The sequence below is a fragment of the Kribbella sp. NPDC051952 genome (genome assembly GCF_040680855.1).
In the GTDB taxonomy this organism is placed as follows: Bacteria; Actinomycetota; Actinomycetes; order Propionibacteriales; family Kribbellaceae; genus Kribbella.
Map to the genome: position 1 here is coordinate 260353 of NZ_JBFAXQ010000001.1, position 23495 is coordinate 283847.

Below are 23495 nucleotides of genomic sequence, written 5' to 3' on the forward strand. Positions count from 1 at the left end.
CCTGCTCCTCCGGGCCTAGGCTCGGGCGCGTGACGAAGCGAGTACCGCGAGCGGAGAGTCAGGCCCGGACCAGGGCACGCCTGTTGCGGGCCGCCGCCGAACTCTTCGCCGCGCAGGGCGTGAATGGCACGTCGGTGGAGCAGATCGCAGAGCGCGCCGGCTACACGCGCGGCGCGTTCTACGGGAACTTCGCCGGCAAACCCGAGCTCGTGGCCGCCCTGCTGACCGAGCGGACCCGCCGCGAGTACGACGAGGTACGCGCGATCGCCGAAGGACCGGACCCGGCCGACACGTTCCGGCACTGGCATCGGCGCCGGACCGCCCAGGAGCCCGACTGGCTGTCGCTGCGGCTGGAACTGCTGCTGTATGCGACCCGCGAGCCGGCCGGCGTCCGCGACCAACTCCGGGAGCGGGAACGCTTTGCCCGGAACGCGCTGGCGGCGGGCCTCGAGCGACTCTTCACCGAGCAGGGGAAGACCCCGCCCGCCGACCTCGCCCAGCTCGCGCTGATCATTCACGCCCTCGAGGACGGCCTGCTCATCCAGCGCGCTCTCGACCCGGACGCGGTCTCCGCCGAAGCGGTCCTCGACGCATATCTGCTGATCACGCGGGCATGGCTCGAGTAACTCAGATACAGTTGTGTATATGAATGCCGTACGGACCTACCGCGTCGTCGTCAGGGGCGAACTCACCGATGTGGACGACGACCAGCGCGCGACACTGCTCGCCGAGATCGACAAGCACGACCTGCTCGTCGCCGGCTACAGCGAGACCGGCGACCTGACGTACGACGAAAGCCTGCGCCCGTTCACCGTGCGCTGCCTGCTCGTGCAGCCGGCCGACCGGCCCGACCAGGACGCCGTCGACCATGGCCTGCTGACCGCGATCACCCTCCTCGAGTCCCGGGGGCTCGCCTACCAGCACCTCCGCGCCACCGCCACCTGCCTCGAAGACATCAAGATCCGTCGCCCCAGGCGCACCGCGAGCTGACCTCTGGACTGCCTACTCTCGGAATGACTTGTCCCGCCAGTAGGAGATGCCTATGCCCCGCAGGGCCGCCACCGCACAGTCCGACGGGCCCGTGATGGTCGAGGTACTCATGCTCGGCCGGAACGGAACCGTTCGTGTCGAGGTGGATCCGTCCGTCGAGCGGGCAACGATCGAGGTGCTGACCGACGACCCGTCCGGGCCGTCGGCCGACGCGGTTACCGAAGGTGCCGTGCACTGGGAGGCGCAGGGACGTGATCCCGAGCTCGTGGCGACCGGCAAATCCCCGACGGTCGAGCATCCGCATCCGGTGCCCGGCGGGCGGCTGGTGGCGCGGATCCAAACGCCCGGTATCGACCCGCGCGAGGGCTCTCGCGTCGAGGTCGTCGCGCGCGTACCGATCAACAGCGCGGTGGACGTCGACGCCGACACCGCGGATGTCGATGTACTGGTGTCCGGCGCTGCCGATCGCGAGGTCGGTGCTGCCGACGTAAGTGTCGCTTCTCGAGGCGGTGAGGTGCGGGTCGCCCGCTCCGCGTCGGTGTTCGCCGAAGGATCGAGGCACACCTGGGTCGGAGAGTCCGGCGAGGTCGCGATCCACGGGGGTGAGGGCAGCGTCGAGATCGGCAGAGTCACCCAAGGGCTTACGGTGCAGCGGGAGACCGGCTCGGTCGTCGTCGGGGATGTCGCGGGCGACCACAGCTCGGTGCAACTCGGCGACGGCGACATCACGGTGAACGTCAGCGGCTCCGGGGAGCACACCTTCAGGGCCCGGAACGGCCTGGTGACGGGCACCCGGACCGGCGACAGCTCGGTGCAGGCGACAGACTCCCGCGGCCCGGTCCAGCTCCACGACGCAGGCGCGGCCGAGGGAGCTGCGACAGGCGCCGCCGCGGCAGCTCCGGTGACCCCAGCCAAGGCCGGCGTGGCCTCCGTGAGGCATGGCAACAGCCCCGAGCAGCGCCTGCGCGGCACCGGGATCGGCTGACGGCAGTCATCCAGACGACCCTGTACCCGGTCAAGTGAGACGGGACACGCGGGCGTGAGGATTGCCGCATCCACATGACTGGCGAGTAACCGACCAATAACATCGCTGGTATGCAGATCCTCGCCATCGTCGTCTCGCTCGCGATCGCCGCTGTCGGTGTCGCGTTGTTCGGCAAGACGATCGGGCACATGGTGTCCGTCATCAAGCTCGGCCAGCCGGCCGGTCGTACCGACCACCCGGGGCAGCGGACCGCGACGCTCGCCAAGGAGTCGCTGCTGCACACCCGGATGCTGCAGTGGAGCCACATCGGCGTACTGCACTGGTTCGTCGCGTTCGGATTCATCGGGCTGTTCCTCAGCCTGGTGACGGCGTTCGGGCAGCTGTTCCACGCCCACTACGCACTCCCGGTGATCGGCCACTGGTTCGTCTTCGAGTGGGTCAGCGAGTTCCTGACCTGGACCGGCCTGGTCGCGATCATCGGGCTGATCGCGATCCGGTTGCGCAACCTGCCGTGGGGTGAGAAGGGCCGGTACAGCAGGTTCTTCGGCTCGACCGCCTGGCAGGCGTACTACGTCGAGTACACGATCCTCGGCGTACTGATCTGCATCCTGCTGCTGCGCGGACTCGAGTACCAGCTCGGCGCCGGGACCAAGTTCCACTTCCCCAGCACGTTCTTCGTCGGCACCGGCCTGTTCGGCGGACTGTCCGAGCACGGGCTCGAGAACGCGATCTACCTGGTCGCGATGATCAAGATCCTGATCTCGTTCGCCTGGATGATCACGATCTCGCTGAACGCGACGATGGGCGTTGCGTGGCACCGCTTCACTGCCTGGCCGAACATCTGGTTCAAGCGGAAGGCCGATGGTGGTACGGCGCTGGGAGCCCTCCAGCCGATCATGGTCAAGGGCGAGCCGATCGACTTCGAGAACATCGAGGAACTCGACGAGGACGCGGCGCTGGGTGTCGGCAAGCTCGAGGACTTCACCTGGAAGGGCTTGCTCGACTTCACCACCTGCACCGAGTGCGGCCGCTGCCAGTCGCAGTGCCCGGCCTGGAACACCGAGAAGCCGTTGTCGCCCAAGCTGATCATGATGAACCTCCGCGAGCACGCGTACGCCAAGGCGCCGTACCTGCTGGCCTCGTCCGACGACGACCGCAAGTCCCTGCCGGAGTTGGTACTCGCGGAACAGGACAAGCCGCTCGTCGGTCCGGCGGATGTCGCGGTCATCGACGAGGACGCGCTGTGGGCCTGCACCTCCTGTGGTGCGTGTGTCCAGCAGTGCCCGGTCGACATCGAGCACGTCGACGCGATCATGGACATGCGCCGCTACCAGGTGCTGATCGAGTCGTCGTTCCCGTCCGAGCTGAACGGACTCTTCAAGGGCCTGGAAAACAAGGGCAATCCGTGGAACATGAACCCGTCCGGCCGGATGGACTGGGCCAAGGACCTGCCGTTCGAGGTCAAGCAGGTCGGCACCGACGTGGAGACCCTGGCCGAGGTCGAGTACCTGTTCTGGGTCGGCTGCGCCGGCGCGTACGAGGACCGCGCGAAGAAGACCACGCAGGCCGTTGCCGAACTGCTCAACATCGCCGGCGTGAGCTTCGCCGTACTGGGTGATGGCGAGACCTGCACGGGCGACCCGGCCCGGCGGTCCGGCAACGAGTTCGTCTTCCAGCAGCTGGCGATGCAGAACGCGGAGGTCTTCAAGGAGACCGGCGCGAAGAAGGTCGTCTCGACCTGCGCACACTGCTTCAACACGTTGAAGAACGAGTACTCCCAGCTGGGCGTCGAGCTCGACGTCATCCACCACACCCAACTGCTGAACCGCCTGGTCCGCGAGGGCAAGCTGACCCCGGTCGCCCCGGCAGACAGCTCACTCAACGGCCAGAAGATCACCTACCACGACCCGTGCTACCTGGGCCGGCACAACCAGGTGTACGACGCCCCGCGCGAACTGCTCGACATCATCCCGGGCGCGGAGTACGCCGAGATGCCGCGGAACCAGACCAAGTCCTTCTGCTGTGGCGCGGGTGGTGCCCGGATGTGGATGGAGGAGAAGATCGGCAGCCGGATCAACCTGAACCGGACCACCGAGGCGGTCGAGACCGGTGCGGACAAGATTGCCACCGGCTGCCCGTTCTGCCGGGTGATGCTGTCGGACGGCCTGACCGCGAAGCAGGCCGACGGCTCGGCCCCCGAGTCGGTCGAGGTTCAGGACGTCGCCCAGCTCCTGCTCGCTTCGGTCAAGCGTTCCTGATTGCAATTAGCTGCAAAAGCCTTCCTCTCCAGGTGGTCCAGACCATAAGATCCGACGGCTTGGATCACCTGGGGAGGAATCAGCACCATGAAGTTCCGTGTCGCCGTGGCCGCCGTACCGCTCGTTCTCGGCCTGGCCGCCTGCGGCTCCGGCAACCCGCAAGCCACCGGCTACCGGCCGTCGGTTCCGGTCGAGAGCAACACCGCCGCGTCACTCAAGCCGGCGCCGGTCAAGCCGGCGCCCGTCGCGCACCTGAACCGGGCGAACCTGGTCCCCGCGATGAACGCCGCGCTGACCAAACAGAAGTCGTGGCGGATCGCCCTCGACATGACGGTCAACGGCACCACTCTGCTGACCATGAGCGGCATCCAGACCGCGAAGCCATTGGCCATGTCGATGGACTTCTCCGGGGCGGCGATCGGGAACAAGTCCGGCAAGATCATTCTGGTCGGCAAGACGCTGTACACGTCGATCCCGGGGATGACTCCGGCCGGGAAGTATGTGAAGGCCACCGGAGCCAACGCGGCCGAGCTTCGCTCGATGCTCGACGGTGGTGATCCGAGCAAGCTGTTCGCCTCCCTGTCCTCGGTGGCGAGCGTGCAGTTCGCCGGCACCAAGACCGTCGGGGCCGAGAAGCTGGACCGCTACACCGTCACGGTCGACACGGCGAAGGCGCTGAAGGCGATGAACCAGCAGGTGCCGTCCGGCGCACCGAAGACCATCGCCTACGAGATCCTGCTGGACTCCGGCCATCGGGTGCGGGAACTGCGCTACGAGGCATCCGGTTTGAGCTTCAGGACCTCGATCTCCGAGTACAACAAGCCGGTCCACATCACCGCGCCGCCGGCGAGCAAGATCGTCAGTCGCTGAGGCCGGAATCGGTCACTTCACACTGGTCTGTGAGAAGTTCTCGTAATCTGCTGTTAGCCAGGTAGAAGTTTACCTGTCCCTGAAGTGATCACAGCAGATGATCGAGTGGGCTGGTGCCGATGAGTAGTACGCGAAGAAGCTTTCTGACCGTTACCGGAACAGCAGCCGCACTGGCGCTGACCGGAAGTCTGCCCGAGATCGGGAGTGCGGCGGCCGGCTGGACCGGCCGCCCCGATCGGCGGGATCCGTTCACGCTCGGCGTCGCCTCGGGCGATCCGCTGCCCGACGCGGTGGTGATCTGGACCCGGCTCGCGCCGGAGCCACTCGCGCCGTTCGGCGGGATGGATCGCCGTCCGGTCGACGTCCAGTGGCAGGTCGCCGAGGACGAGCACTTCCGCCGGATCGTCCGCCACGGCGAGACGAAGGCCCGGCCGGAGTCGAGTCACTCCGTGCATGTCGACGTACGAGGGCTGCGGCCGTGGCGGCACTACTGGTATCGCTTCCGCGTGAACGGGCGGTTCAGCCCGGTCGGTCGCACCAAGACCGCGCCGCCGGCGGATGCGAACCTGCCCGAGTTGTCGCTGGCGTTCGCGTCCTGCCAGGCGAACTGGGAGGGCTGGTACACGGCGTACGCCGATATGGCGAAGCGGGACCACGATGTCGTCTTCTTCCTCGGCGACTACATCTACGAGTTCGGCATCGATCGCGGGATCCGGCCGGACTCGAACGAGCCGTACATCACCCAGCAGACCGTGACGCTGGACGAGTACCGGCAGCGCTATGCGGCGTACAAGCTCGATCCGGACCTGCAACAGGCCCATGCCGTCGCGCCGTGGATCGTCACGCTGGACGACCATGAGGTAGTCGACAACTGGGCCGACGACGCGCATCCGAGTGCACCGCCCGCGCAGTTCCTCGTACGCCGGGCCAACGCCTTCCGCGCGTACTGGGAACACATGCCGCTGCGGCTCGCGCAGTTGCCGAAGGGCCCGGACATGCAGCTCTACCGGCGGATCCAGTACGGGCGGCTGGCCGAGTTCAGCGTGCTCGACACCCGCCAGTACCGCTCGGACCAGGCGTACGGCGACGGCACCAAGGCACCCGGTCCGGAGACGAAGGACCCGGCCCGCACGATCACCGGTGACGCGCAGGAGAAGTGGCTGCTCGACGGCTGGACCGCATCGCGAGCGCGCTGGAACGTGATGGCGCACCAGACCGCGATCGCCCGCCTCGACACCAAGGACGGCCCGGACGTACTGGTCCCGATGGACACCTGGGACGGGTACGAGGCGTCCCGCGACCGAGTTCTCGGCGGCGCCGCGCAGCGCAAGGTCCGCAACCTGGTCTCGATCGCCGGCGATCTGCACCGCAGCGTCGCCTCCGACCTCAAGCTGGACTTCACCGACCCCTCGTCACCGACGGTCGGAGCCGAGTTCGTCGGTACGTCGATCACGTCCGGGATCGACGGCATGGACCTCGACCCGGGCGGCCAGACGCTGCTCAACGAGAACCCGCACATCAAGTTCGGCAACTTCCAGCGCGGCTACGTCAGCTGCACCATCACCCCGCAGCGGTGGATCTCCGACTACCGCGTGGTCGACAAGGTCAGCGTCCAGAACGGCACCGTCAGTACCCGGACCAAACTCGTCGTCGAAGACGGCGTCCCGGGCATCTCCGAGGAGCAGCGATGAAGATCCGCTGGCAGTCCGTCACCCTGGCCGCCGCCGTGGCGGCAAGTCTGACCGGCGCGAGTTCGGTGCCCCAGGCAACGAAAGACGTGGCCGTGAGCACCGATCCGCAGCAGCTCAGTGTGGTCGGCCTACCCTGCTTACCCGGCTATCTGAACCTCACCATGACCAACACCGGCAGCAAGGATCGGTACGCCGACCTGACGCTCGATCCGAGTGGTCCGTTGCAACTGTCCCGGGAGCTGTTCTCTTCCTGGCTCCCGGCCGTCGATCCCGACCAGCCGGTGTCAGCACCGGTCGAGGTCCGGGTGCCGCGCGACACCAAGCCCGGCAAGTACCAGATCGACCTCGAGGTCGACCGGTCCCGGCTGACCGTCCCGGTGACCGTGAATCCCCTGCCACCCAAGGGTCCTGGCGACAATCTCGCCCTCGGCGAGCAGGCGGCCGCGTCCTCGACGCACGGGAACTTCACCCTCTGCGGCGCGCTCGACGGCGACAAGGACTCCGAGCACTGGGACACGTTGACCGGCTGGAACGACGGCACCCGAGCGGTCTTCCCGGACACGTACGACGTTGCCCTGTCCCAGCCGGCCACGATCAGCCGCGTCGAGCTCTACACCTTGGACTCGACCAAGTACCCGGCTACCGTCCAAGGCCTGCGCGACTGGGACGTCCAGGTCCAGAACAACGGCGCCTGGCAGACGGTCGCCCAGGTCCGCGGCAACACCGTCGGTCACGTCACCTCGACCTTCACCCCCGTCCAGGCCACTGCCGTCCGCATCCTCTGCCTCGACGGCAACGACCACACCTACTCGCGCATCGTCGAGCTCGAGGTCTACTAACGCAGGTACGACCCTCCGTTGAAGTCCAGAACGGCGCCACTCGACCACCCGGCCTGCGGTGACGCGAGCCAGTAGATGGCGTCAGCAACCTCCTCCGCGGTGGCGGTGCGATTGAACGGGCTCTGAGCCCGAATCGCATCGCCACCCGGACCCGCCAGGAAGCTCTCAGTCATATCCGTGGCGATGAATCCGGGCGCGATTGACGTCACGGTGATGTCATGTGGCGCCAACGAAACAGCAAGTGACTGTCCCAACGAGTGCAATCCAGCCTTGGAAGCGCCGTACGCGGGCACATCCGGCTCGCCTCGGTAGGCCCCGCGCGATCCGACATTGACGATCGCGCCCCGCCGTACGCCCTCGGCAGGCTCCTTGTCGAGCATCTGCCGCGCCACGCACCAGGTCACGTGCGCCGCCCCTTCCAGATTCACCGCCAACGTACGACGCCACGCCGAAACCCACTCGTCGTACGACGTCTCCGCCAGCGGATGCCCGATCCGCCGGGACCCCGCGACCGGCTCGTCGACGAACATCGCCGCGTTGTTCACCAAAACATCGATCCGCCCGAGCAGTGTGGCCGATTCCTCAACCAGGGCAGGGATTGCGGCCGAATCACCAAGATCTGCAGCCACCACCGCGTGACCGTTTCCAGGCAGTCCGGCCCGGATCTCCTCGGCCCGGTCGACCGCCCCGCGGCAGTGCAGCACGACCCGATCGCCGGCCTGGGCGAACGCCCGCGCGGCGGCCGCGCCGACACCCCTGGACGCGCCTGTGACGAGCACTCCTCTGGACACAGTTCCTCCTGTCGACGACTGGCTCTCATTGTGCCGTGCCGCGGCCATGCCGCCACCGTGACGACGCCATGACATCAACTCTGACATCAGAGGGGTTGACAGTGACGTCACGATGACGTCATGCTTGCTGCCATGGAACTTGACCACTACCTCGAATCGGTCCGGCGGAGCGTGGAGAACGCAACCGCCCTGGCCGACGACCAGACTCGCTCCGTGGCACAGCGCCTCGGGGCCACGCTGGATGACGCGGGCCGCCTGGCCCTCATCTCAGCCCTGTCCGACGCCGCCGGGGAGATCAGCCGCGAGCTGTCCCCGGGTTCGGTCGAGCTCCGGATGGCCGGTGGCCGTCCCGAGTTCGTGGTTACGCCGGCTCCCAGCCAGCTGACCGGTCCGGACGAGACTGACGACGACATCGACGAGACCGACACCGAGGTCACCGACGAGGTGATCCCGGACGCCGACGAGCCGACCGCGCGGATCACCCTGCGGCTGCCGATGTCGGTGAAGAACAGGGCGGACGCAGCTGCCGCGGAGGACGGGATCTCCCTGAACGCGTGGCTGATGCGCACCGTGATGACCGAGCTGGGCGACCGCGGCCGCCGCGGCACACGCCCGCCCCGGCCACCGCGCCCGCCGCGCGCCGGTGTCTTCGGCCCGGACGGACCGCTGGGTCCGAACGGCCCGCTCGGCCCCGACGGGGTCTTCGGACCGAACGGCGTGTTCGGCCCGGGTGGCCCCTTCAGCGACGAGGGCGTGTTCGGATCCGACGACCGCGGCCGACGTGGCCGGGGTGACCGGGACCGGGCCGACCGGGACCGCCGGCGCGACGACCGCGACCGCCGCCGCGACGACAAGGAACGCCGGCGGGACGAGAATCAGCGCCGTGGCAATGGTGGCCACGGTCCGGGACAACGGATGACGGGATGGGTCCAGTGAGCTTCAGCAAGCAGATCGTCGAGGACGCGAGCAAGCTCGACCGGGTCCGGATCGAGATCGGCTCCGGCAGGGTCGAGATCGTGCCGGCCGACGGCACCGAGACCGTGGTCGACCTGGACGTCGACAGCGGCCCCGAGGACGACGTCGCCTTCTACATCGAGGACGGCGAGCTGATCGTCGAGGGTCCCCGCAACGTCCGTGGCCGCGGCCCGGAGATCCAGGTCCGGATCGCCACCCCGTCCACCCTGGAGGCGCGGATCAAGACCGGCTCCGGCGACATCGACGTACGGATGCCGTTGAGTACGGCGCGACTGTCGACCGGCTCGGGCGACGTCAACGTCGAGCAGGTCGAGGGCGACCTCGGGGTCAGCACCGGCAGCGGAGACGTCCAGGTCGGGCACGCCGGTGGCGTGGTCCGGGCCAGCACCGGCTCGGGGTCGATCGACATCGGCGAGGCTGCCGACGCGGTCGGGCTGAGCACCGGCTCCGGCGACGTCAAGGTCGGCGACGCGGCCGGTCCCACCACCGTCAAGGTCGGCTCGGGTGACATCACCATCGAGCGGATCCGCGACCACTCGGTCGCCACCTCCGGCTCCGGCGACGTGAAGGTCGAGATCGCCGACGGGCCGAGCGTCCAGGCCGAGACGGCCCGCGGCGACGTCCAGATCGGGGTCCCCGACGGCGTCCCGGCGTACCTGGACCTGAAGACCGTCACCGGACGGATCCGGTGCGAGCTGGAGCCCGGCGACAAGCCGGCCGAGGGCGACCGCACGCTGACGCTGCGGGCCCGGACCGTTTCGGGCGACATCACCGTCCTGAAGGTCTGACACCACTCACCCAGGAGGTCCCGCCGGCCGACGCCAGGCGGCGGGACCTGGGCGAAGCACTGCCGAAAACAGCCAGAAGACCCAGAAACATCACACGGGGACAAGTTGAGGGGAGCACGACCATGATCACCGAACACCAAGAGATCGCACGCTACCGAGTCGCCGAGCAGCTGCGGGCCGCCGAGGTCCGGGCCCAGAGCCGCGACGACAAGCCGAGCGGCACCCGACACGGCCTGGCCGCAGCGCTTCGCCGCCTGGCCGACCGCCTCGAGCCCGCCTCCCGGCGGCTGACCGAGCCCCAGCTCCAGGTCCAGCCGCAGCCCCGCCACCGTGGTACCGGACTCTCGGTCGTCCGATGACCGGCGTACCGCTGACCGGCCCAGCCGCCGCCCTGTGTGGTCTGCTCTGGCGGCTGGGACTGGTCCGGGCGGGAACGCAAGCACGCGGCTGACGGTGCAGGTTGCTGCAACCCCTGTGGATAACGGCGATCGGGACCCGCGAACACTGCTAGCGTTCAGGCGATCATTCTCGGTCGACCTGGGGAGAGTAACCAACGATGCTGCGTCCGATGGTCGCAACAGCCGCCGTCACCGCCGCCGTCGTCCTGCTGGCCGGGTGCGGCGGCAACGACAAGAAGTCCGACTCGGAGCCCGAACAGGGCGGCCAGTCCAACACCTCGGCCACGCCGTCCACCCCGACCGTCCCGTCCTTCGACCCGCCGAAGGCGTTCGCGCTCGCCGCGGCGTACCCGTCGGCCGACTACCAGGGACGCTCCACGCTTGACGAGTCCCAGGTCGGCATCGCCGGCCAGGTCGTGCTCGTCGGCGGCTGGGCCGGGCTCAGCGGGCACGATGTCGCCGACCCGACCAAGACCTGGACGATCCCGTCCAAGGCGGCCGAAACGACCGTGGTCAACGAATCGACCAAGCCGATGGTGGTCAAGGTCGACGGCAAGGACGTCGCAGTGGTCGCGTACGCCGAGACCGACAAGGGCAACGGCACGCAGAAGCCGAAGGGCCTGGTCCTGATCCAGTGGATCGACGTGATGTCCGGCCAGAAGGTCGCCGAGATCTCCACGCCGGTGAGCACGCTGGAAGGGACCGGCACCGACGCGATCGGCACCCCGAACCTGATGAACACGGCGTACGACCCGGACAGCGGCCAGGTCGCCGTCGGTGTGAGTGCCGCCCGGAGCATCAACGCGAAGCGGAACGACCTGACCGTGTACGCGGACCCGAAGACGCAGAAGGCCACGATCGTGGCGGGCATCAACCCGGCCGCCGTCCATGACGGCGTGGTGGCGGGTGCGAAGGGTGAACAGTCGGACAACGCCACCGACGGCACGATGATGCTGGTCGACGGTGCGAGCGGGAAGGTCACGAAGCAGCTCCCGTTGAAGCTGGCCTACCTGACGCCGGTCGCCGGCACCACCAAGCACGCGTACTTCTACGGCATGAAGTACATCGACTACGGCCAGGGGACCAAGACCGAATCCCTCTACGCGATCGATCTGTCCACCGGTGCCCTGGTGCAGACGGCGCCCGCACTCCCGCCGGAAGGCATCGGCGCCGGCGGCTACTCGTGCTTCCCGGACCAGACGACCTCGGTCGTCTGCACCAACGGCAAGGAGATCATCGGCCTCGACGACACGACCGGCAAGAAGGCCTGGGGCTTCAACGACAAGTCCGGCGGCCGCGTCGTACCCGACCTGACCGCGGCGTTCCACGGCGTCGTGTACGCGAAGACCGAGGCGCAGCCGGTGCTGCTCGATGCGAAGACCGGTCAGGACCTGCCGAGCGCGGCCCCGTCGGGCAGTCCTTCGTCAGGCGACACGCCCTCGACGGGTGACACGCCATCGACCGGCGATACTCCCTCGACCGGTGACACGCCGTCGGACAGCGAGTCCTCGTCCGGCAACCCGAGCCCCGGCAACGGTGACCTGGGCCTCTTCAACGGCAAGGTGGAGTCGCCGGTGGCTGTGTCTGCCTACGGAGGCGTCTACCGCCAGGAGGCGAGCGGCACCGACCAGATGGATCTCGAGTCGATCTGCATCTATCTCAAGCCGACCGCGTGAGTTGATGACAAAGGGCCCGGGATGATTCCCGGGCCCTTTCGTTTGCGCTCAGACGTCGGTGCGGTGGAAGTTCTTGTACGAACGTGACGGCGTCGGACCACGTTGTCCCTGGTAGCGGGAACCGTACTTCGCCGAACCGTACGGATGCTCGGCCGGCGACGAGAGCCGGAAGAAGCAGAGCTGGCCGATCTTCATTCCCGGCCAGAGCTTGATCGGCAACGTCGCGACGTTCGACAACTCCAGCGTCACGTGGCCGGAGAAGCCGGGGTCGATGAACCCGGCGGTCGAGTGCGTCAGCAGTCCGAGCCGGCCCAGCGAGGACTTGCCCTCAAGCCGCGCCGCGACGTCATCGGGCAGCGTCACCAGCTCGTACGTCGATCCCAGCACGAACTCGCCGGGATGCAGGATGAACGGCTCCTCACCGTCCGGCTCGACCAGCCGGGTCAGGTCGGGCTGTTCGTCGGCCGGATCGATATGCGGGTATTTGTGGTTCTCGAACACTCGGAAGAACCGGTCCAGCCGTACGTCGACACTCGACGGCTGCACCATCGCAGCATCGAACGGATCCAGCTCGACCCGTTTCGCATCGATCTCGGCCAGGATGTCACGGTCGGAGAGCAGCACGGGTCGCACGTTAGCAGCGTGCTGCTCATCCGCCCAGTCAGAGCCGTTGTCAACCGCGCGGGGATATCCCCGCGAGTTGTGCCTTCTCCCCCGGTATACGAGGGGAGAAGGCTCACGTGGAGGGGATATCCCCTCCACTGGCGATGCCTGTGTCGGCCCGGTCCGTTGGCTGGTGGTGGATCATCCGGAGCCCTCAGCTCTCCGGCGGGACGCACCACCAGACCTTCACGGGACTCGGTTCCGGTACCGTTGCGGCGTACCAGACCCGGGCCTTAGGCAACTAATTCAGCCTGACAGCTTGTTGAAGCGCGACACCTGGGTGGCGAAGGTCTTCACCTGCGCCGGCGACCAGTCCTTGAGCAGGTCCTCGATCACCTTGTGCCGCTTCTTCCTGGCCGCCGCCAGCTTGCGCTTTCCGGCCGCGGTCAGTGTCAGCAGAGTCGCCCGTGCATCCGACTTGTCGGCCGCACGCTTCAGCAGACCCTCTTCTTCCAGCCGTGCGCAGGCCCGGCTGACCGGACCCTTGTCCACCTCGAGAGCAGCCACCAGGTCGGCCATCCGCACCGGTGCCAGCTCCTCGACGTGGTTCAGCAACGCGTACTGCGCCGGCTCCAGGTCCGGATGCGCCTCGTCGGACAGCGTCCGCTGCAAACCGCGCAGCCGCCGTGCCAACGTGACGAGCTCCTTCTCCAGGTTCTCCAGCGCGTCACTCGTGTCTGTTGCCACCGTTCACCCCTTCATCCAGTTGCCCCGCAACCATCTTGTCCGGTCCCTGCGAGGACCGCATCCTCACGTTGCGTTCCAAATGTTGCCCCCGGCAACGCGTTCTAATCTGCCAGAAAGTACCGGACCTGCCCAGTCCTGAGCGTGCCCTTTGTGGAAAACTGCCCAAGAACCCCCCGCGCAAACCGCTGACAGACGCCTTTTCGATGCATTCGGCACCATCCGGCTGACGTCGCAACAACACGCCGCCGTTTCGACCCGCCCCCACCGTGCCTCGCCCGCACCGATCGGCTATGCTCTTCTCGCCTGTCGGGTTCCGTCGGCGCGCGGGTGTAGTTCAATGGCAGAACATCAGCTTCCCAAGCTGACAGTGCGGGTTCGATTCCCGTCACCCGCTCCAGATGTCACAGCCCAGGCCCGTATGTTCGGACCTGGGCTTTGTTGTGCACCGTCGCGGTGGGTCAAACGGTTGATCACGTAAGGTTTCGGTGCTGTCGCAAACCGTTGCCTTGGTCAACCGTTCGCAAACTCAGCTCCCGGCCGTGATCGGAACCGCTACCGCGGGAACCGCGACCAGCCCTCGCCGCACTCTCTTCATCGGATCTCTTTGGTTAAATCTTCGCCAACTTGTATTGGCCTCCGATATTCAACGCCACCTTGTCCTCACTCCTCACTTGAATAAGGAGCGAGCATCAGGTCGAGCTGGGCGGTCAAGAAGTTGGGGAGAGAGCCCCAGCCGTTGACCGACCAAACGTGGAGAGCACCGGTGAAGCAGACCAGGGTGTGACGGGCAAGGGCTGGTACGTCGGTGTCGGCGCGGAGCTCGCCGGCTTCGACAGCGGATTGGTACAGGCGAGCACAGCTGTCGACGATGGCCGCCGAGTAGGCCACGGCATGCTTCCGGAACTCGGGGTCGGCGACGTCGAACCCGAACCCGTAGCCGAGCTGCTCACGGTGCTTGATGTTGGCAACGGCCGACACCGCGAAGTCCCGCAGCGCGGCCAGCGGCGACGCATTCCTGTCCTCTGCTTTCTCGGCGGCACGCAGCACGAGCGATGGCGAGCGAGCAGCCGAGGCGAGCAGCAGCCCGCGTTTGGAACCGAAGCGCTGCATCAGCGTCGGCGGCGCGAGACCGACCCGCGAACCGACCGCCGCCAGCGTCAGTCTCACCGGTCCCAGTTCGGCCAGAACCTGGCGGGTCGCAGCCAGGATCGCGTCGTCGCTGACCAGCCGCGGCCGGGCCATCTCACCGCCTCCAAGTTTGTGAACGGCCATTCGTTAATTGATGAAACAGTAACAGATCCGTGTGCAGTCAGTTATTCAGTGTCAACGGAGTGAACACGGGGTCCGTTCGGGGTCCCGCGCGCATTTCGTTGCCCGGTCCACCCGCCGCGGCCCGGGCTCGTCGTACAACGGGAGCCTTTCATGCGTTTCGCCCGCACCGTCCTGGGTCTGCTGCTGACGTTGGCCGGCCTGGTCGTCACCGTTGCCGGAGCCCTGGCAGCCTTCTGGCTGGTCGGCCCGGACAACACGATCAGCACGCCGATCCGGCCGCTGAACAGTCAGGGACTTGCCGTCGTCACCGCGCCTGATCTGCTGGACCGGCACGGCCCGATCCTGCATGTCACCGCGACCAGCGACAAGCCGCTGTTCGTCGGCGTCGGGCAGGACCTCGACGTCCGCGACTACTTGACCGGTGCCGCGCACACCCGGCTGATCCGGTTCGACCCACCGGCGACGTACGGCACTCAGGACATGCGCGGTGGTACCACCAAGCTGACACCACCGAGCGAGCTCGACTGGTGGGTCGCGAAGTCCGGCACGGGCGAGCCGTCCGTCGAGTGGCCGATCCAGGACGGCCGGTACGACGTCGTCCTGATGAACGCGGACGGGAGTCCGGCCGTCGGCGCACAGGTCCGCTTCGGCGTCGAGCTGCACCGCGCGTTCGGGATCTGCCTGGTCGGTCTTGGCGCCGGCATCCTCATCCTCGCGCTCGGTCTGATGCTCACCTTCCGCCGGCGGCGTGCTCAGGTGACGACCGCCTCCCCGATCACGATCCCGCCGGCCCGCATCCAGCCGACGACGCCGGCGTACTCCGCGCCGGAGACCGCCCAAGCCGTCGCACCGATGCCCGCGGCACCTGAATCCGACGAGCCGGCATTCGCCACCTCCGCCACACCGTCCGCCCCCGCGCCGGAGCCCGTGTCGCCGTACGCGCCGGAGCGGGTCAGCCCGTTCGCACCGGCGCCGTCCGCGGTGCCGGCAGCCCCGATGTTCATGTCTCCCGCGGCAGTCGCCAAGGCGAAGTCCCCCGCCCGCCTGGTCGCCGTCGGCTCCATGCAGGACCACCGCAGTTACGACGCCCACACCTACGAGGACCGCTCATACGAAGACCGCTCCTACGAGGACCGCGCCTACGAAGACCGCGCGTACGAGGAGCCGACCGTGGAGCAGCCGGTCGTGGACGAGCCCGAGACCGTCTCCCTGGTCGAGTCGCCGGAGTTCCAGAAGAGCGACGAGGCAGTCCGCAAGACCGCCGCTCTCCTGGCCAGCGGCGCAATGTTGCTCACGACAACGAGTTGCGCGCTGCTGCCGGCCAAGAACACCGCCGAGCTGACCGAGACCCGCCCGGCCGTCACGCTCGCCGACGCACAGGCGGTCGTCCGGCGCTACAACGACCTGAACAACAAGGCCAACCAGACCCGCGACCCCAAGCTGTCCGAGTCGATCGAGGCGAACCCGACGCTGACCCAGACCCGGGCCGGCTATCTGATCGGCAGCAAGCTCGACACCACCGGCAAGGACAAGGACAAGCCGTTCACCTTCACCGAGCCGAAGATCGGGGCGCCCGAGTTCGCGTCGTACCCGATGCGGTTCGTGGTCGACTCCGGGATCTCGAACGCTCCGGACAGCCGCCAGCTCGGCGTCTGGGAGCGGCAGAGTGCGGCGGCCCCGTGGCTGCTGACGAACTCCGTCTACCCGTCGAACGCGGTCAAGCTCCCCTCGCTCGAAGGCCTGCGGAACCCGACCAAGGCCGACCTGGCCAAGCTCCACAGTGAGCCGTCCACGGTCGGCACCGACCTGGCGGCGTACCTGACCGGTGGCCTGAAGGCACCGCAGGCGAAGCTGTTCACGCCCTCCCTCGGTACGACGAAATTGCTCGAGCTGCGGGCAAAGTCCAAGGCCACGGACACCGCCGAGCCGTACATCGCCAGCGTCACCGACGCGTTCCTGCCGTCCGGCGAACCGCTGACCTTCATCACGGCGTCCGGCGAGGCCCTCGTGTTCCTCTCGCTCACCGAGCAGTACCTCCAGCGCGTCGAGCCGGGCTCGAACGCGTACTGGACCAGCGGCGAGGCGACCGCCTTCAGCAGCATGGTCAAGTACACGCAGACCCTGCACCAGGACTACCTCCACCAGGTCGCCGTGGTCATCCCGACGAAGGCGGCCGGCACTCCGATCCGGATCCTGTCGATGGATGGCCAGCTGGTCGGCGCGGGCGGCTCCTGACTCGTCAGCGGTAAGCGCTTGTCGAAGGATAGTTTCACCTGGTTGACTCCCGGGGTGAGGTTTTTCCCATTCGCCCGGGAGTATCAGTGGACATCACCCGTCGCCGCCTGCTGTCGTTCGTACCCGCCACCGCGCTGTTGACCGCCGTCAACCCCGCGCCGACCGCTCGAGCCGCCGACGCCGCAGCAGCCGCGGCCACCGTGGACGTTGACGCGGACCAGTTGCTCGCCAACACGATCGCGATCTACGCGGGTACGGCGGAGTCCAACGCGCGTCCGGAAGTCGCGGCGAAGCTCGCCGCCATGGACAGCACCGCCCGGACCTGGCTGGCGGCGCTGGACACCGCGGGCACCGGTGAGCTCTTCAAGGGCCTCCCGCTCGGTACCAGCGATCCGAATCTGAGTTCGTCGTACCAGCATCTCTATGAGATCGCGCTCGCGACCACGCGCCCCGGCCCGGCGTCCGACCTGCAGGGCAACGAGCAGGTGCGCGCCCGGGTGGCCGAGAAGCTGGTCTGGTTGCACGAGAACTACTACGGCGACCAGTCGAAGGGGTACTACGGCAACTGGTTCACCTGGGAGATCGGCATCTCGACGTTCGTGTCGAAGACGCTCGTTCTGCTCGATGCGCCGGCCGACCTCATCTCGCTGTACGTGCCCTCGATGGACGCCTACCTGCGCAACGGCAAGGACGGCGACGTCGACCTCGACTCGCGGTTCCACACCGGCGCGAACCTGGTCGACATCACCGCCAACCGGGTCCTGCAGGGCGCGCTGATGGGTGATGACGCGCGACTGCGGAAGGCACTGCAGGACCAGTTCACCGTGTTCGCGACCGTCGACCCGTACAACCTCCAGCACGGCGTCACCGATGGGTACTACGCGGACGGCTCGTTCATCCAGCACGCGTCGGTCGCGTACACGGGCTCGTACGGAAAGGGCCTGCTCAGCCGGGTCGTGCAGACCGTCAAGGTGCTCGCGGGGACGGAGTACGCGCAGGGTGACGACCTCGTCGGCGTGGTCCAGGGCTGGGTCGAGCACGGGTTCGCGCCGCTGATCTTCGAGGGCTGGATGATGGAGATCGTCAAGGGCCGCGCGGTCTCCCGGACAGCCACCGGGTACGACGATGTCGCGGTGGTCGTGGAGGCGATCGTCGACCTGGCCGACTACGCGACCGGCGCCGACGCGGGCAGGCTGAAGGCCTTCGCCAAGTTCACCGCCCGGCCGACGATCAACGTGAACAGCTTCGTGTCGCCGGTGAGCATCGGCCGGTACGTCGATATCAAGGCCGATCCCGCGATCGTCCCGGCCGACCTCAACCCGGCCGCAAGCAGTACGGCGTTCAACGCGATGGATCGCACCGTGCACCGGCGGCCCGGCTACGCGTTCGCGCTGGCGCGGAACTCGGAGCGGATCAGCAAGTACGAGTACATGAGCGGCGAGAACCTGATGCCCTGGTTCCAGGGCGACGGCGCGCATTACCTCTACCTGACCGGCCAGGACCAGACCCAGTCGTACGGCGTCGACTACTTCACGACAGTCTCGCCGTACGGGCTGGCCGGGGTCACCGCGCCGGTGGAGACCCGCAAGACGATCCCCGAGCTGTACGGGACGCAGTACTACGACAACCCGCCGACGTTCACCGCGTCGTCGGAGGAGCAGAACACCTACGTGTACTTCCCGACCGGGACCAACGTGCACTCCGGCGGCGCGACGCTCGGCCCGTACGGCGCGGCCGGGTGGGTGCAGTCGGACGACTTCGCGTACGCGTCGCGGGACAGCTTGCCGGACGACTTCGTGGTCTACCGCAACGCGTCGGCGACCAAGTCGTGGTTCCTGCTCGACGACGAGATCGTCGTCCTCGCAGCTGGGGTTGGTGATGCGGATCGCGGGGTGACCACGACGCTCGATACCCGGCTGGCGGCTCCCGGGGACGCTGTCGCAATTACCGGCGTACGGCGGGATGGGCGGGCGTGGACCGGGGCCGGGACGGTCGATCCGCGGTGGTTGCGGTACACCGATGGCCGGGTGGCGTTGGGGTACTACTTCCTGCAGCCGACCGCGGTGTCGGTGGGGCTGGAGCAGGTGACGCGGAGCCGACGGGTGGTGCGGGCGTCGAACCCGGATACCGCGGTGAGCAAGCAGGTCTTCGGGCTGACTGTTGCGCAGCCGGCCGGGACAACGCGGTCGATGGCGTACGCATTGGTGCCTAACGCAACGGAATTCTTGTTGCGGTCTTATCAGCACGGGCGGGTCGTGGTGCTCGCGAATACCTCGCGTTTGCAGGCGATCCAGCATCTCGAACTGCGGCTGACCGGCGCGAACACCTTCACGTCGGGCCATCACAACTTGCCGGGTCTGACCATCGACGGGCCCGCGTCCGTGCTGGTTCAACGACAGTCGAGCGCAGTCACGGTCGCCGTGTCGGACCCGACCACGAAGAGGTCCACGATTACGGTGAACCTCTGGGCCCAGTACCTGCGGCCGGCGTCGGCGACTCCCGGCGTACAGGTGGTTCGGACGCTGACCGGGACGCGGCTGACGTTCACGACCGCGCGGACCTACGGCCGCAGTCTGAGCGTCAAGCTTCTTCCAGCTTGGTGATCAGGGTCTGCATGGTGCTGAGCGTCGTACGGAGGTCGTCGAGGTCGACGGACTTGGCGAGCTCGGAGGTCCACGGGTGCTGGACCATGGCGATCCGCCGGATCGCCCAGTAGCCGGCCTCGGTGCAGGCGAGTAGTTTGGCGCGGCGATGCGCCGGATTCGGGCGGTACTCGGCGAGGCCGCGTTCGACCAGTAGGTCGGCGATCCGCTGGACCGCCTGCCGGCTGACACCCATGATCCGGCCGACGTCGGCGACGGACCGCGGTTCGTCGAGGACGCCGCCGAGTACCTGCCACCATGCGGCGGTGATCCCGCCCTGCGCGGCCAGGTCCTGGGCGGCCTCCATCAGCCGGGCGTTCAGCCGGAAGGTGGCGAGGACGACATCGGTCAAGAGCGCGCCACCTTCCGTCTGCCGCTTCGGCTTCGGCCAGTCTTCGCGCGGTGGAACCGTCATCCCACCAGGATCGGATAGGCGGCCGGGTCGGAGCGGTGGAACACGCCTTCGTACGCGTCCAGCTTCTGCTCGTCCGCGAGCCCGAGCCGCTGCAACGTCGCCCGCGCGAACTGCACCGGCGAGTCGGGTCCGGCCGTGATCACGTCGCCGCCGATCACGGCCCGCTCGTCCACGTAGTTGTCGCCGCCCTGGTAGCCGCTGGCCTGCAGGTACTCCTTCGCCGCACTGGTGTGCTTGCGGTCATCCAGTAGACCCGCCCGCGCCAGCCCGCTCGTCGCACCACAGATCGCCGCCACCGGGATCCCGTCGTCGAGGAACTTCCCGGCCAGCTTCGCGAACGCGTCCCCGCCGCCGTCGTCCCAGGTGGCGGATCCCGCGAGTACCAGCAGGTCGCCTTCATCGGGCTCCACGTCGACGATCGCAATGTCCGGGACGATCCGCAGCCCGCCCATCGTGACCACCGGCTCCGTCGACTCCCCCACCGTCACGACCTGCCACGGCTGCCCGGTGAACCGGCCCGTCCGCAGCTCGACGAGCAGATGCCCGATCTCCCAGTCTGCCCACGTCTCGTACACACCCACATAAGCTGTCTTCATGGACAACATGTTGTCATGTAGTCAACATGTTGTCAATAAACCAGCTGCTTTTTGGTACGCCGCGATGGGATCCTGTCGGGTATGGCCGTACGAAAGCTGACCATGGACGACTGGGCCGAGTTGTGGCCGCTGGTGAAGGGATTCGGCACCGCACTGGATGAACCGGACACCCGGGAGCTCTACACGGGACTGGTCGCCGACCCGCGCTGGGCAGCCTTCGGGTACGACGACAACGGCCTGATCGGCTATGCAGTCATCCAGGACTACGGCCCCCACCTCCGCGCCGGCCGTCATCACCAGGCGCGCCTGCACGACCTCTACGTCCACCCCGACAGCCGCCATACCGGCGCCAGCCGAGCCCTCATGACCGCCGTCATCACCTGGGCCTCCACCCGGGTCCGCCACCTCGAATGGCAGGCCAACGCCCAAACCGCAGCCCCCTTCTACGAACACCTGGGCCACCAAGGCGACCCCTGCCCCCAACCCGAGTACCCCACCTTCCAAGTCCACTTCCCGAACTAGTCGCGGATCTGTTCGGCAGTTGGTTTTAGGTGGAGTAGGGCCAGGGCGGCTAGGGCTGTTGTGGTGGCGGACAGAGCTAGGGCTTGGCGGATGGGGAGGGAGGCCAGGAGGTTTGTTGAGGCGATGAGCGGGACCGTTTGGGCCAGGGAGAGTAGGGACTGCAGGCGGGTCAGGTGGGATCTCGGCGTACTGCGGATGAAGACGGGCGCGACGTGTGAGGTGAACAGGCCGATGCCTAGGCCCTGGATCAGGGTGGCGGCGACCGCTATTGCTACCGACGGCGCCAGCGCGAGGCCTGTCATTGCGAGTGCTGCGAGGAGACAGCCGAGGCCGGCGGCTCGGCCGGCCTGATGGAAGGTCCCGTAGCGGGCTACCAGGAGTGTGATGGTGAGTCCGCCTGCCACGCTTCCGGCGACGACGAAGCCGGTTTGGCCGGCGGACCAGCCCTGGGACCGTGCGAGTAGCGGCACACATAAAGAGGTCACCGGTAGAACGAAGGCCGCTACCAGTGCGACCACTAACAGGACACGTCGCAGGACCGGATCCACCCAGGCGACCCGGAGACCGTCCAGCGCCGCGCGTACGACGGATCCGCGGTCGGTCGGAGGGCTCACGTCGTACGGCGGTTTGATTGCCAGCAGCACGCAGAACAGGACGGCGAAGGTCAGGCCGTCGAGTACGAGCGCACCTACCAGCCCGATCGTGGCGACGAGCAAGCCGCTGAGCGGTCCACCGGCAAGAGTGATGAGCTGGGTCAACGACGTACGCAGCGCCATCGCCTTTGCGAGGTCGTCGTCGCGGACGAAGAGGCGAGGCAGTACGCCGGCAGCCGGTAGCGCGAAGGCGTCGACGGTCCCGACGACTGTTGCGGTCGCCAGCAGCAGGCCTGCCGATACGCCGGCGGCGTGGACGACCAGGGCGAGGGCGAGGCAGCAGGTGCCGACGGTTGCGGAGGAGGCCAGTAGGAGGCGTCGGGGGCCGAGGCGGTCACCTAGTACGCCGCCGAGTAAGAGGAGTACGGCGCGGGGCAGGGTGAAGCCGGTCAGGACCAGCCCGGCCACGTGTGGGCCGATGCCCGTCGCTGCCCAGCCGAGGGCGAAGAACAGGGCGGTGTCGCCGAAGACCGAGAGTGTGGAGCCTGCCAGCCAGCCGTAGTAGGCCCGATTCACCCGTCCAGCCGGACGGGCATCACGAGAGTGGTGAACGTGCCCTGGTCGGCCGAGCGTACGACGACCGGACGGTCCTGCGCGCAGATCTCGAGGAGGACGTCGGGCCCGACGCTCGCTTCCAGTGCGGCGGCGAGGAGGTTCGCGGTGAACCCGATCCGCGCGGCACCTGAGCCGATCACCTCGAGGTTCACGTCGTCGTCGATCGAGAGGGTGTCCGAGGTGATGCTGAAGGCAACGACCTCCCGCCCATGCAGGGCGGTCAACAGCGCGGCGCGGTCCACGACTACCCGGCAAGCTGGTGGAGCGAGACCCTCGAGGATGGTTTGGTACGCCGGATACTCCGCATCCACAACCGCGATCTCACGGACCTCATCGCCACGTACGAGCGTTGCACCATCAGAGTCGATCTCCAGCCGGACGACGTCGCCCGCGGCGGCCCACCTCCCCAGCGCGGCAAGTTCCTCGGCCCGCACGAGCACGCGCGTCGCCGGCCCTTCGAACTCCACGGGTCGCACGGTCCGCACCGCCAGCCGATACCTGTCCGTCGCCACGAACGTGACCTCGTCCGGCGCCAGTTCTACCGACACGCACCCCAGAATCTCCAGCTCCTCGGGAGGTGCACTGCTGGCGGCGGGGGTTACTTGGCGGAGCGCGCTGGATAGTTCGGGGCCTCCCAGAGTGACTGTGGTTTTCGGGGCGAGGAGGTTCGTCAGCAGGTGTTCGGCGGCTGCCCGGGCGGCGGTGGTCTTTGCCTCGACGGTGCGTAGGTGAGCTCGGACCAGTTCCGCCAGTACGGCGGGGTCTGCGTCCAGGGCGACGCGGACGTCGGCCAGGGGGAGGTCGATCTCGCGGAGGTCGCGGAGGAGGTGGGCACGGGGCTGCTGGGACGGGGAGTAGTAGCGGTACCCGTTCGAGCCGTCCACCGACGCGGGCGGGAGCAGTCCGCAGTCGTCGTAGAACCGCAGCGCGCTCGGCGCCAACCCCACCAGCCTGGCGAACTCACTGATCGTCAACATGCACCGACCCTCACCCC

22 protein-coding genes and 1 tRNA gene are annotated in these 23495 nt (G+C 67.7%); 15 read left to right on the forward strand and 8 right to left on the reverse strand.

Going from position 1 to position 23495, the window contains the following annotated elements; genetic code table 11:
• The first annotated feature begins 29 nt into the window (after positions 1–29).
• The 7 genes from AB0L70_RS01210 (at position 30) to AB0L70_RS01240 (ending at position 7633) form a co-directional block, all read left to right on the forward strand.
• Positions 30–626, forward strand: a complete 597-nt coding sequence (locus AB0L70_RS01210) for a TetR/AcrR family transcriptional regulator (protein WP_363678627.1) — start codon at positions 30–32, stop codon at positions 624–626.
• A gap of 19 nt (positions 627–645) precedes the next feature.
• Positions 646–990 carry a DUF6204 family protein gene (locus tag AB0L70_RS01215; RefSeq protein WP_363678629.1) on the forward strand — a complete coding sequence of 115 codons (345 nt, stop codon included), beginning with the start codon at positions 646–648 and terminating at the stop codon, positions 988–990.
• A 52-nt stretch (positions 991–1042) separates the two neighbouring features.
• Positions 1043–1975 (forward strand): hypothetical protein, encoded by a 933-nt coding sequence (locus tag AB0L70_RS01220; RefSeq protein WP_363678631.1) that lies wholly within the window; start codon positions 1043–1045, stop codon positions 1973–1975.
• Positions 1976–2085: 110 nt separating this feature from the next.
• Positions 2086–4233, forward strand: coding sequence for a (Fe-S)-binding protein (locus AB0L70_RS01225; protein ID WP_363678633.1), 2148 nt, complete (start codon positions 2086–2088; stop codon positions 4231–4233).
• Between the two features lie 87 nt (positions 4234–4320).
• A complete protein-coding gene (locus tag AB0L70_RS01230; RefSeq protein WP_363678635.1) occupies positions 4321–5103 on the forward strand; it encodes a hypothetical protein in 783 nt (260 codons plus the stop codon).
• 119 nt (positions 5104–5222) lie between these two features.
• A complete protein-coding gene (locus tag AB0L70_RS01235) occupies positions 5223–6794 on the forward strand; it encodes an alkaline phosphatase D family protein (RefSeq protein ID WP_363678637.1) in 1572 nt (523 codons plus the stop codon).
• Complete coding sequence (locus AB0L70_RS01240; protein ID WP_363678639.1) at positions 6791–7633, forward strand: hypothetical protein; 843 nt, start codon at positions 6791–6793, stop codon at positions 7631–7633. Before AB0L70_RS01235 ends, AB0L70_RS01240 begins: the two co-directional genes overlap by 4 nt.
• On the opposite strand, the gene AB0L70_RS01245 is transcribed toward AB0L70_RS01240, so the two are convergent.
• On the reverse strand, positions 7630–8424 hold the full coding sequence (locus AB0L70_RS01245) for an SDR family oxidoreductase (RefSeq protein WP_363678641.1): 795 nt from the start codon (positions 8422–8424) through the stop codon (positions 7630–7632). The genes AB0L70_RS01240 and AB0L70_RS01245 overlap by 4 nt on opposite strands.
• 132 nt (positions 8425–8556) lie before the next feature.
• On the opposite strand from AB0L70_RS01245, the gene AB0L70_RS01250 reads away from it, so the two are divergent.
• The 4 genes from AB0L70_RS01250 to AB0L70_RS01265 all read left to right on the forward strand — a co-directional run bounded on the left by AB0L70_RS01250 (position 8557) and on the right by AB0L70_RS01265 (position 12261).
• Complete coding sequence (locus AB0L70_RS01250) at positions 8557–9360, forward strand: toxin-antitoxin system HicB family antitoxin (protein ID WP_363678643.1); 804 nt, start codon at positions 8557–8559, stop codon at positions 9358–9360.
• A complete protein-coding gene (locus AB0L70_RS01255; protein WP_363678645.1) occupies positions 9348–10187 on the forward strand; it encodes a DUF4097 family beta strand repeat-containing protein in 840 nt (279 codons plus the stop codon). The genes AB0L70_RS01250 and AB0L70_RS01255 overlap by 13 nt, the downstream gene beginning before the upstream one ends.
• A gap of 122 nt (positions 10188–10309) precedes the next feature.
• Positions 10310–10546 (forward strand): hypothetical protein, encoded by a 237-nt coding sequence (locus AB0L70_RS01260; protein ID WP_363678647.1) that lies wholly within the window; start codon positions 10310–10312, stop codon positions 10544–10546.
• A 209-nt stretch (positions 10547–10755) separates the two neighbouring features.
• On the forward strand, positions 10756–12261 hold the full coding sequence (locus tag AB0L70_RS01265; RefSeq protein WP_363678649.1) for a PQQ-binding-like beta-propeller repeat protein: 1506 nt from the start codon (positions 10756–10758) through the stop codon (positions 12259–12261).
• 48 nt (positions 12262–12309) lie between these two features.
• Here the strand turns inward: AB0L70_RS01265 and dcd are convergent, their stop codons facing one another.
• Both dcd and AB0L70_RS01275 read right to left on the reverse strand, forming a co-directional pair.
• On the reverse strand, positions 12310–12885 hold the full coding sequence (gene dcd / locus AB0L70_RS01270) for a dCTP deaminase (RefSeq protein ID WP_363679939.1): 576 nt from the start codon (positions 12883–12885) through the stop codon (positions 12310–12312).
• A gap of 285 nt (positions 12886–13170) precedes the next feature.
• Entirely contained in the window at positions 13171–13611 is a 441-nt protein-coding gene (locus AB0L70_RS01275; protein ID WP_363678651.1) for a MarR family transcriptional regulator, read from the reverse strand.
• A gap of 323 nt (positions 13612–13934) precedes the next feature.
• Here AB0L70_RS01275 and AB0L70_RS01280 point away from each other — a divergent pair.
• Positions 13935–14008: transfer RNA gene (locus AB0L70_RS01280), tRNA-Gly, on the forward strand.
• A gap of 263 nt (positions 14009–14271) precedes the next feature.
• On the opposite strand, the gene AB0L70_RS01285 is transcribed toward AB0L70_RS01280, so the two are convergent.
• Positions 14272–14853, reverse strand: a complete 582-nt coding sequence (locus AB0L70_RS01285; protein ID WP_363678653.1) for a helix-turn-helix domain-containing protein — start codon at positions 14851–14853, stop codon at positions 14272–14274.
• A gap of 180 nt (positions 14854–15033) precedes the next feature.
• Between AB0L70_RS01285 and AB0L70_RS01290 the strand changes: the two genes are divergently transcribed.
• Positions 15034–17118 (forward strand): hypothetical protein, encoded by a 2085-nt coding sequence (locus AB0L70_RS01290; protein ID WP_363678655.1) that lies wholly within the window; start codon positions 15034–15036, stop codon positions 17116–17118.
• An 86-nt stretch (positions 17119–17204) separates the two neighbouring features.
• Positions 17205–19721, forward strand: a complete 2517-nt coding sequence (locus AB0L70_RS01295) for a polysaccharide lyase family 8 super-sandwich domain-containing protein (RefSeq protein ID WP_363678657.1) — start codon at positions 17205–17207, stop codon at positions 19719–19721.
• Here the strand turns inward: AB0L70_RS01295 and AB0L70_RS01300 are convergent.
• Both AB0L70_RS01300 and AB0L70_RS01305 read right to left on the reverse strand, forming a co-directional pair.
• Positions 19699–20175 carry a MarR family transcriptional regulator gene (locus tag AB0L70_RS01300; protein WP_363678659.1) on the reverse strand — a complete coding sequence of 159 codons (477 nt, stop codon included), beginning with the start codon at positions 20173–20175 and terminating at the stop codon, positions 19699–19701. The genes AB0L70_RS01295 and AB0L70_RS01300 overlap by 23 nt on opposite strands.
• Positions 20172–20771 (reverse strand): DJ-1/PfpI family protein, encoded by a 600-nt coding sequence (locus AB0L70_RS01305; protein ID WP_363678661.1) that lies wholly within the window; start codon positions 20769–20771, stop codon positions 20172–20174. The genes AB0L70_RS01300 and AB0L70_RS01305 overlap by 4 nt, the downstream gene beginning before the upstream one ends.
• A gap of 81 nt (positions 20772–20852) precedes the next feature.
• Here AB0L70_RS01305 and AB0L70_RS01310 point away from each other — a divergent pair, with 81 nt between their 5' ends.
• Positions 20853–21293 carry a GNAT family N-acetyltransferase gene (locus AB0L70_RS01310; protein WP_363678663.1) on the forward strand — a complete coding sequence of 147 codons (441 nt, stop codon included), beginning with the start codon at positions 20853–20855 and terminating at the stop codon, positions 21291–21293.
• On the opposite strand, the gene AB0L70_RS01315 is transcribed toward AB0L70_RS01310, so the two are convergent.
• Entirely contained in the window at positions 21290–22462 is a 1173-nt protein-coding gene (locus tag AB0L70_RS01315; RefSeq protein ID WP_363678665.1) for an MFS transporter, read from the reverse strand. The genes AB0L70_RS01310 and AB0L70_RS01315 overlap by 4 nt on opposite strands.
• A complete protein-coding gene (locus AB0L70_RS01320) occupies positions 22459–23478 on the reverse strand; it encodes a MerR family transcriptional regulator (protein WP_363678667.1) in 1020 nt (339 codons plus the stop codon). The genes AB0L70_RS01315 and AB0L70_RS01320 overlap by 4 nt, the downstream gene beginning before the upstream one ends.
• Positions 23479–23495: the final 17 nt, after the last annotated feature.

Coding starts and splice junctions, on each gene's coding strand:
- AB0L70_RS01215 (WP_363678629.1), top strand. CDS start 646: ATGAATGCCGTACGGACCTACCGCGTCGTCGTCAGGGGCGAACTCACC.
- AB0L70_RS01220 (WP_363678631.1), top strand. CDS start 1,043: ATGCCCCGCAGGGCCGCCACCGCACAGTCCGACGGGCCCGTGATGGTC.
- AB0L70_RS01225 (WP_363678633.1), top strand. CDS start 2,086: ATGCAGATCCTCGCCATCGTCGTCTCGCTCGCGATCGCCGCTGTCGGT.
- AB0L70_RS01230 (WP_363678635.1), top strand. CDS start 4,321: ATGAAGTTCCGTGTCGCCGTGGCCGCCGTACCGCTCGTTCTCGGCCTG.
- AB0L70_RS01235 (WP_363678637.1), top strand. CDS start 5,223: ATGAGTAGTACGCGAAGAAGCTTTCTGACCGTTACCGGAACAGCAGCC.
- AB0L70_RS01240 (WP_363678639.1), top strand. CDS start 6,791: ATGAAGATCCGCTGGCAGTCCGTCACCCTGGCCGCCGCCGTGGCGGCA.
- AB0L70_RS01250 (WP_363678643.1), top strand. CDS start 8,557: ATGGAACTTGACCACTACCTCGAATCGGTCCGGCGGAGCGTGGAGAAC.
- AB0L70_RS01255 (WP_363678645.1), top strand. CDS start 9,348: ATGGGTCCAGTGAGCTTCAGCAAGCAGATCGTCGAGGACGCGAGCAAG.
- AB0L70_RS01260 (WP_363678647.1), top strand. CDS start 10,310: ATGATCACCGAACACCAAGAGATCGCACGCTACCGAGTCGCCGAGCAG.
- AB0L70_RS01265 (WP_363678649.1), top strand. CDS start 10,756: ATGGTCGCAACAGCCGCCGTCACCGCCGCCGTCGTCCTGCTGGCCGGG.
- AB0L70_RS01285 (WP_363678653.1), bottom strand. CDS start 14,853: ATGGCCCGGCCGCGGCTGGTCAGCGACGACGCGATCCTGGCTGCGACC.
- AB0L70_RS01290 (WP_363678655.1), top strand. CDS start 15,034: ATGCGTTTCGCCCGCACCGTCCTGGGTCTGCTGCTGACGTTGGCCGGC.
- AB0L70_RS01300 (WP_363678659.1), bottom strand. CDS start 20,175: ATGACGGTTCCACCGCGCGAAGACTGGCCGAAGCCGAAGCGGCAGACG.
- AB0L70_RS01305 (WP_363678661.1), bottom strand. CDS start 20,771: ATGAAGACAGCTTATGTGGGTGTGTACGAGACGTGGGCAGACTGGGAG.
- AB0L70_RS01310 (WP_363678663.1), top strand. CDS start 20,853: ATGGCCGTACGAAAGCTGACCATGGACGACTGGGCCGAGTTGTGGCCG.
- AB0L70_RS01320 (WP_363678667.1), bottom strand. CDS start 23,478: ATGTTGACGATCAGTGAGTTCGCCAGGCTGGTGGGGTTGGCGCCGAGC.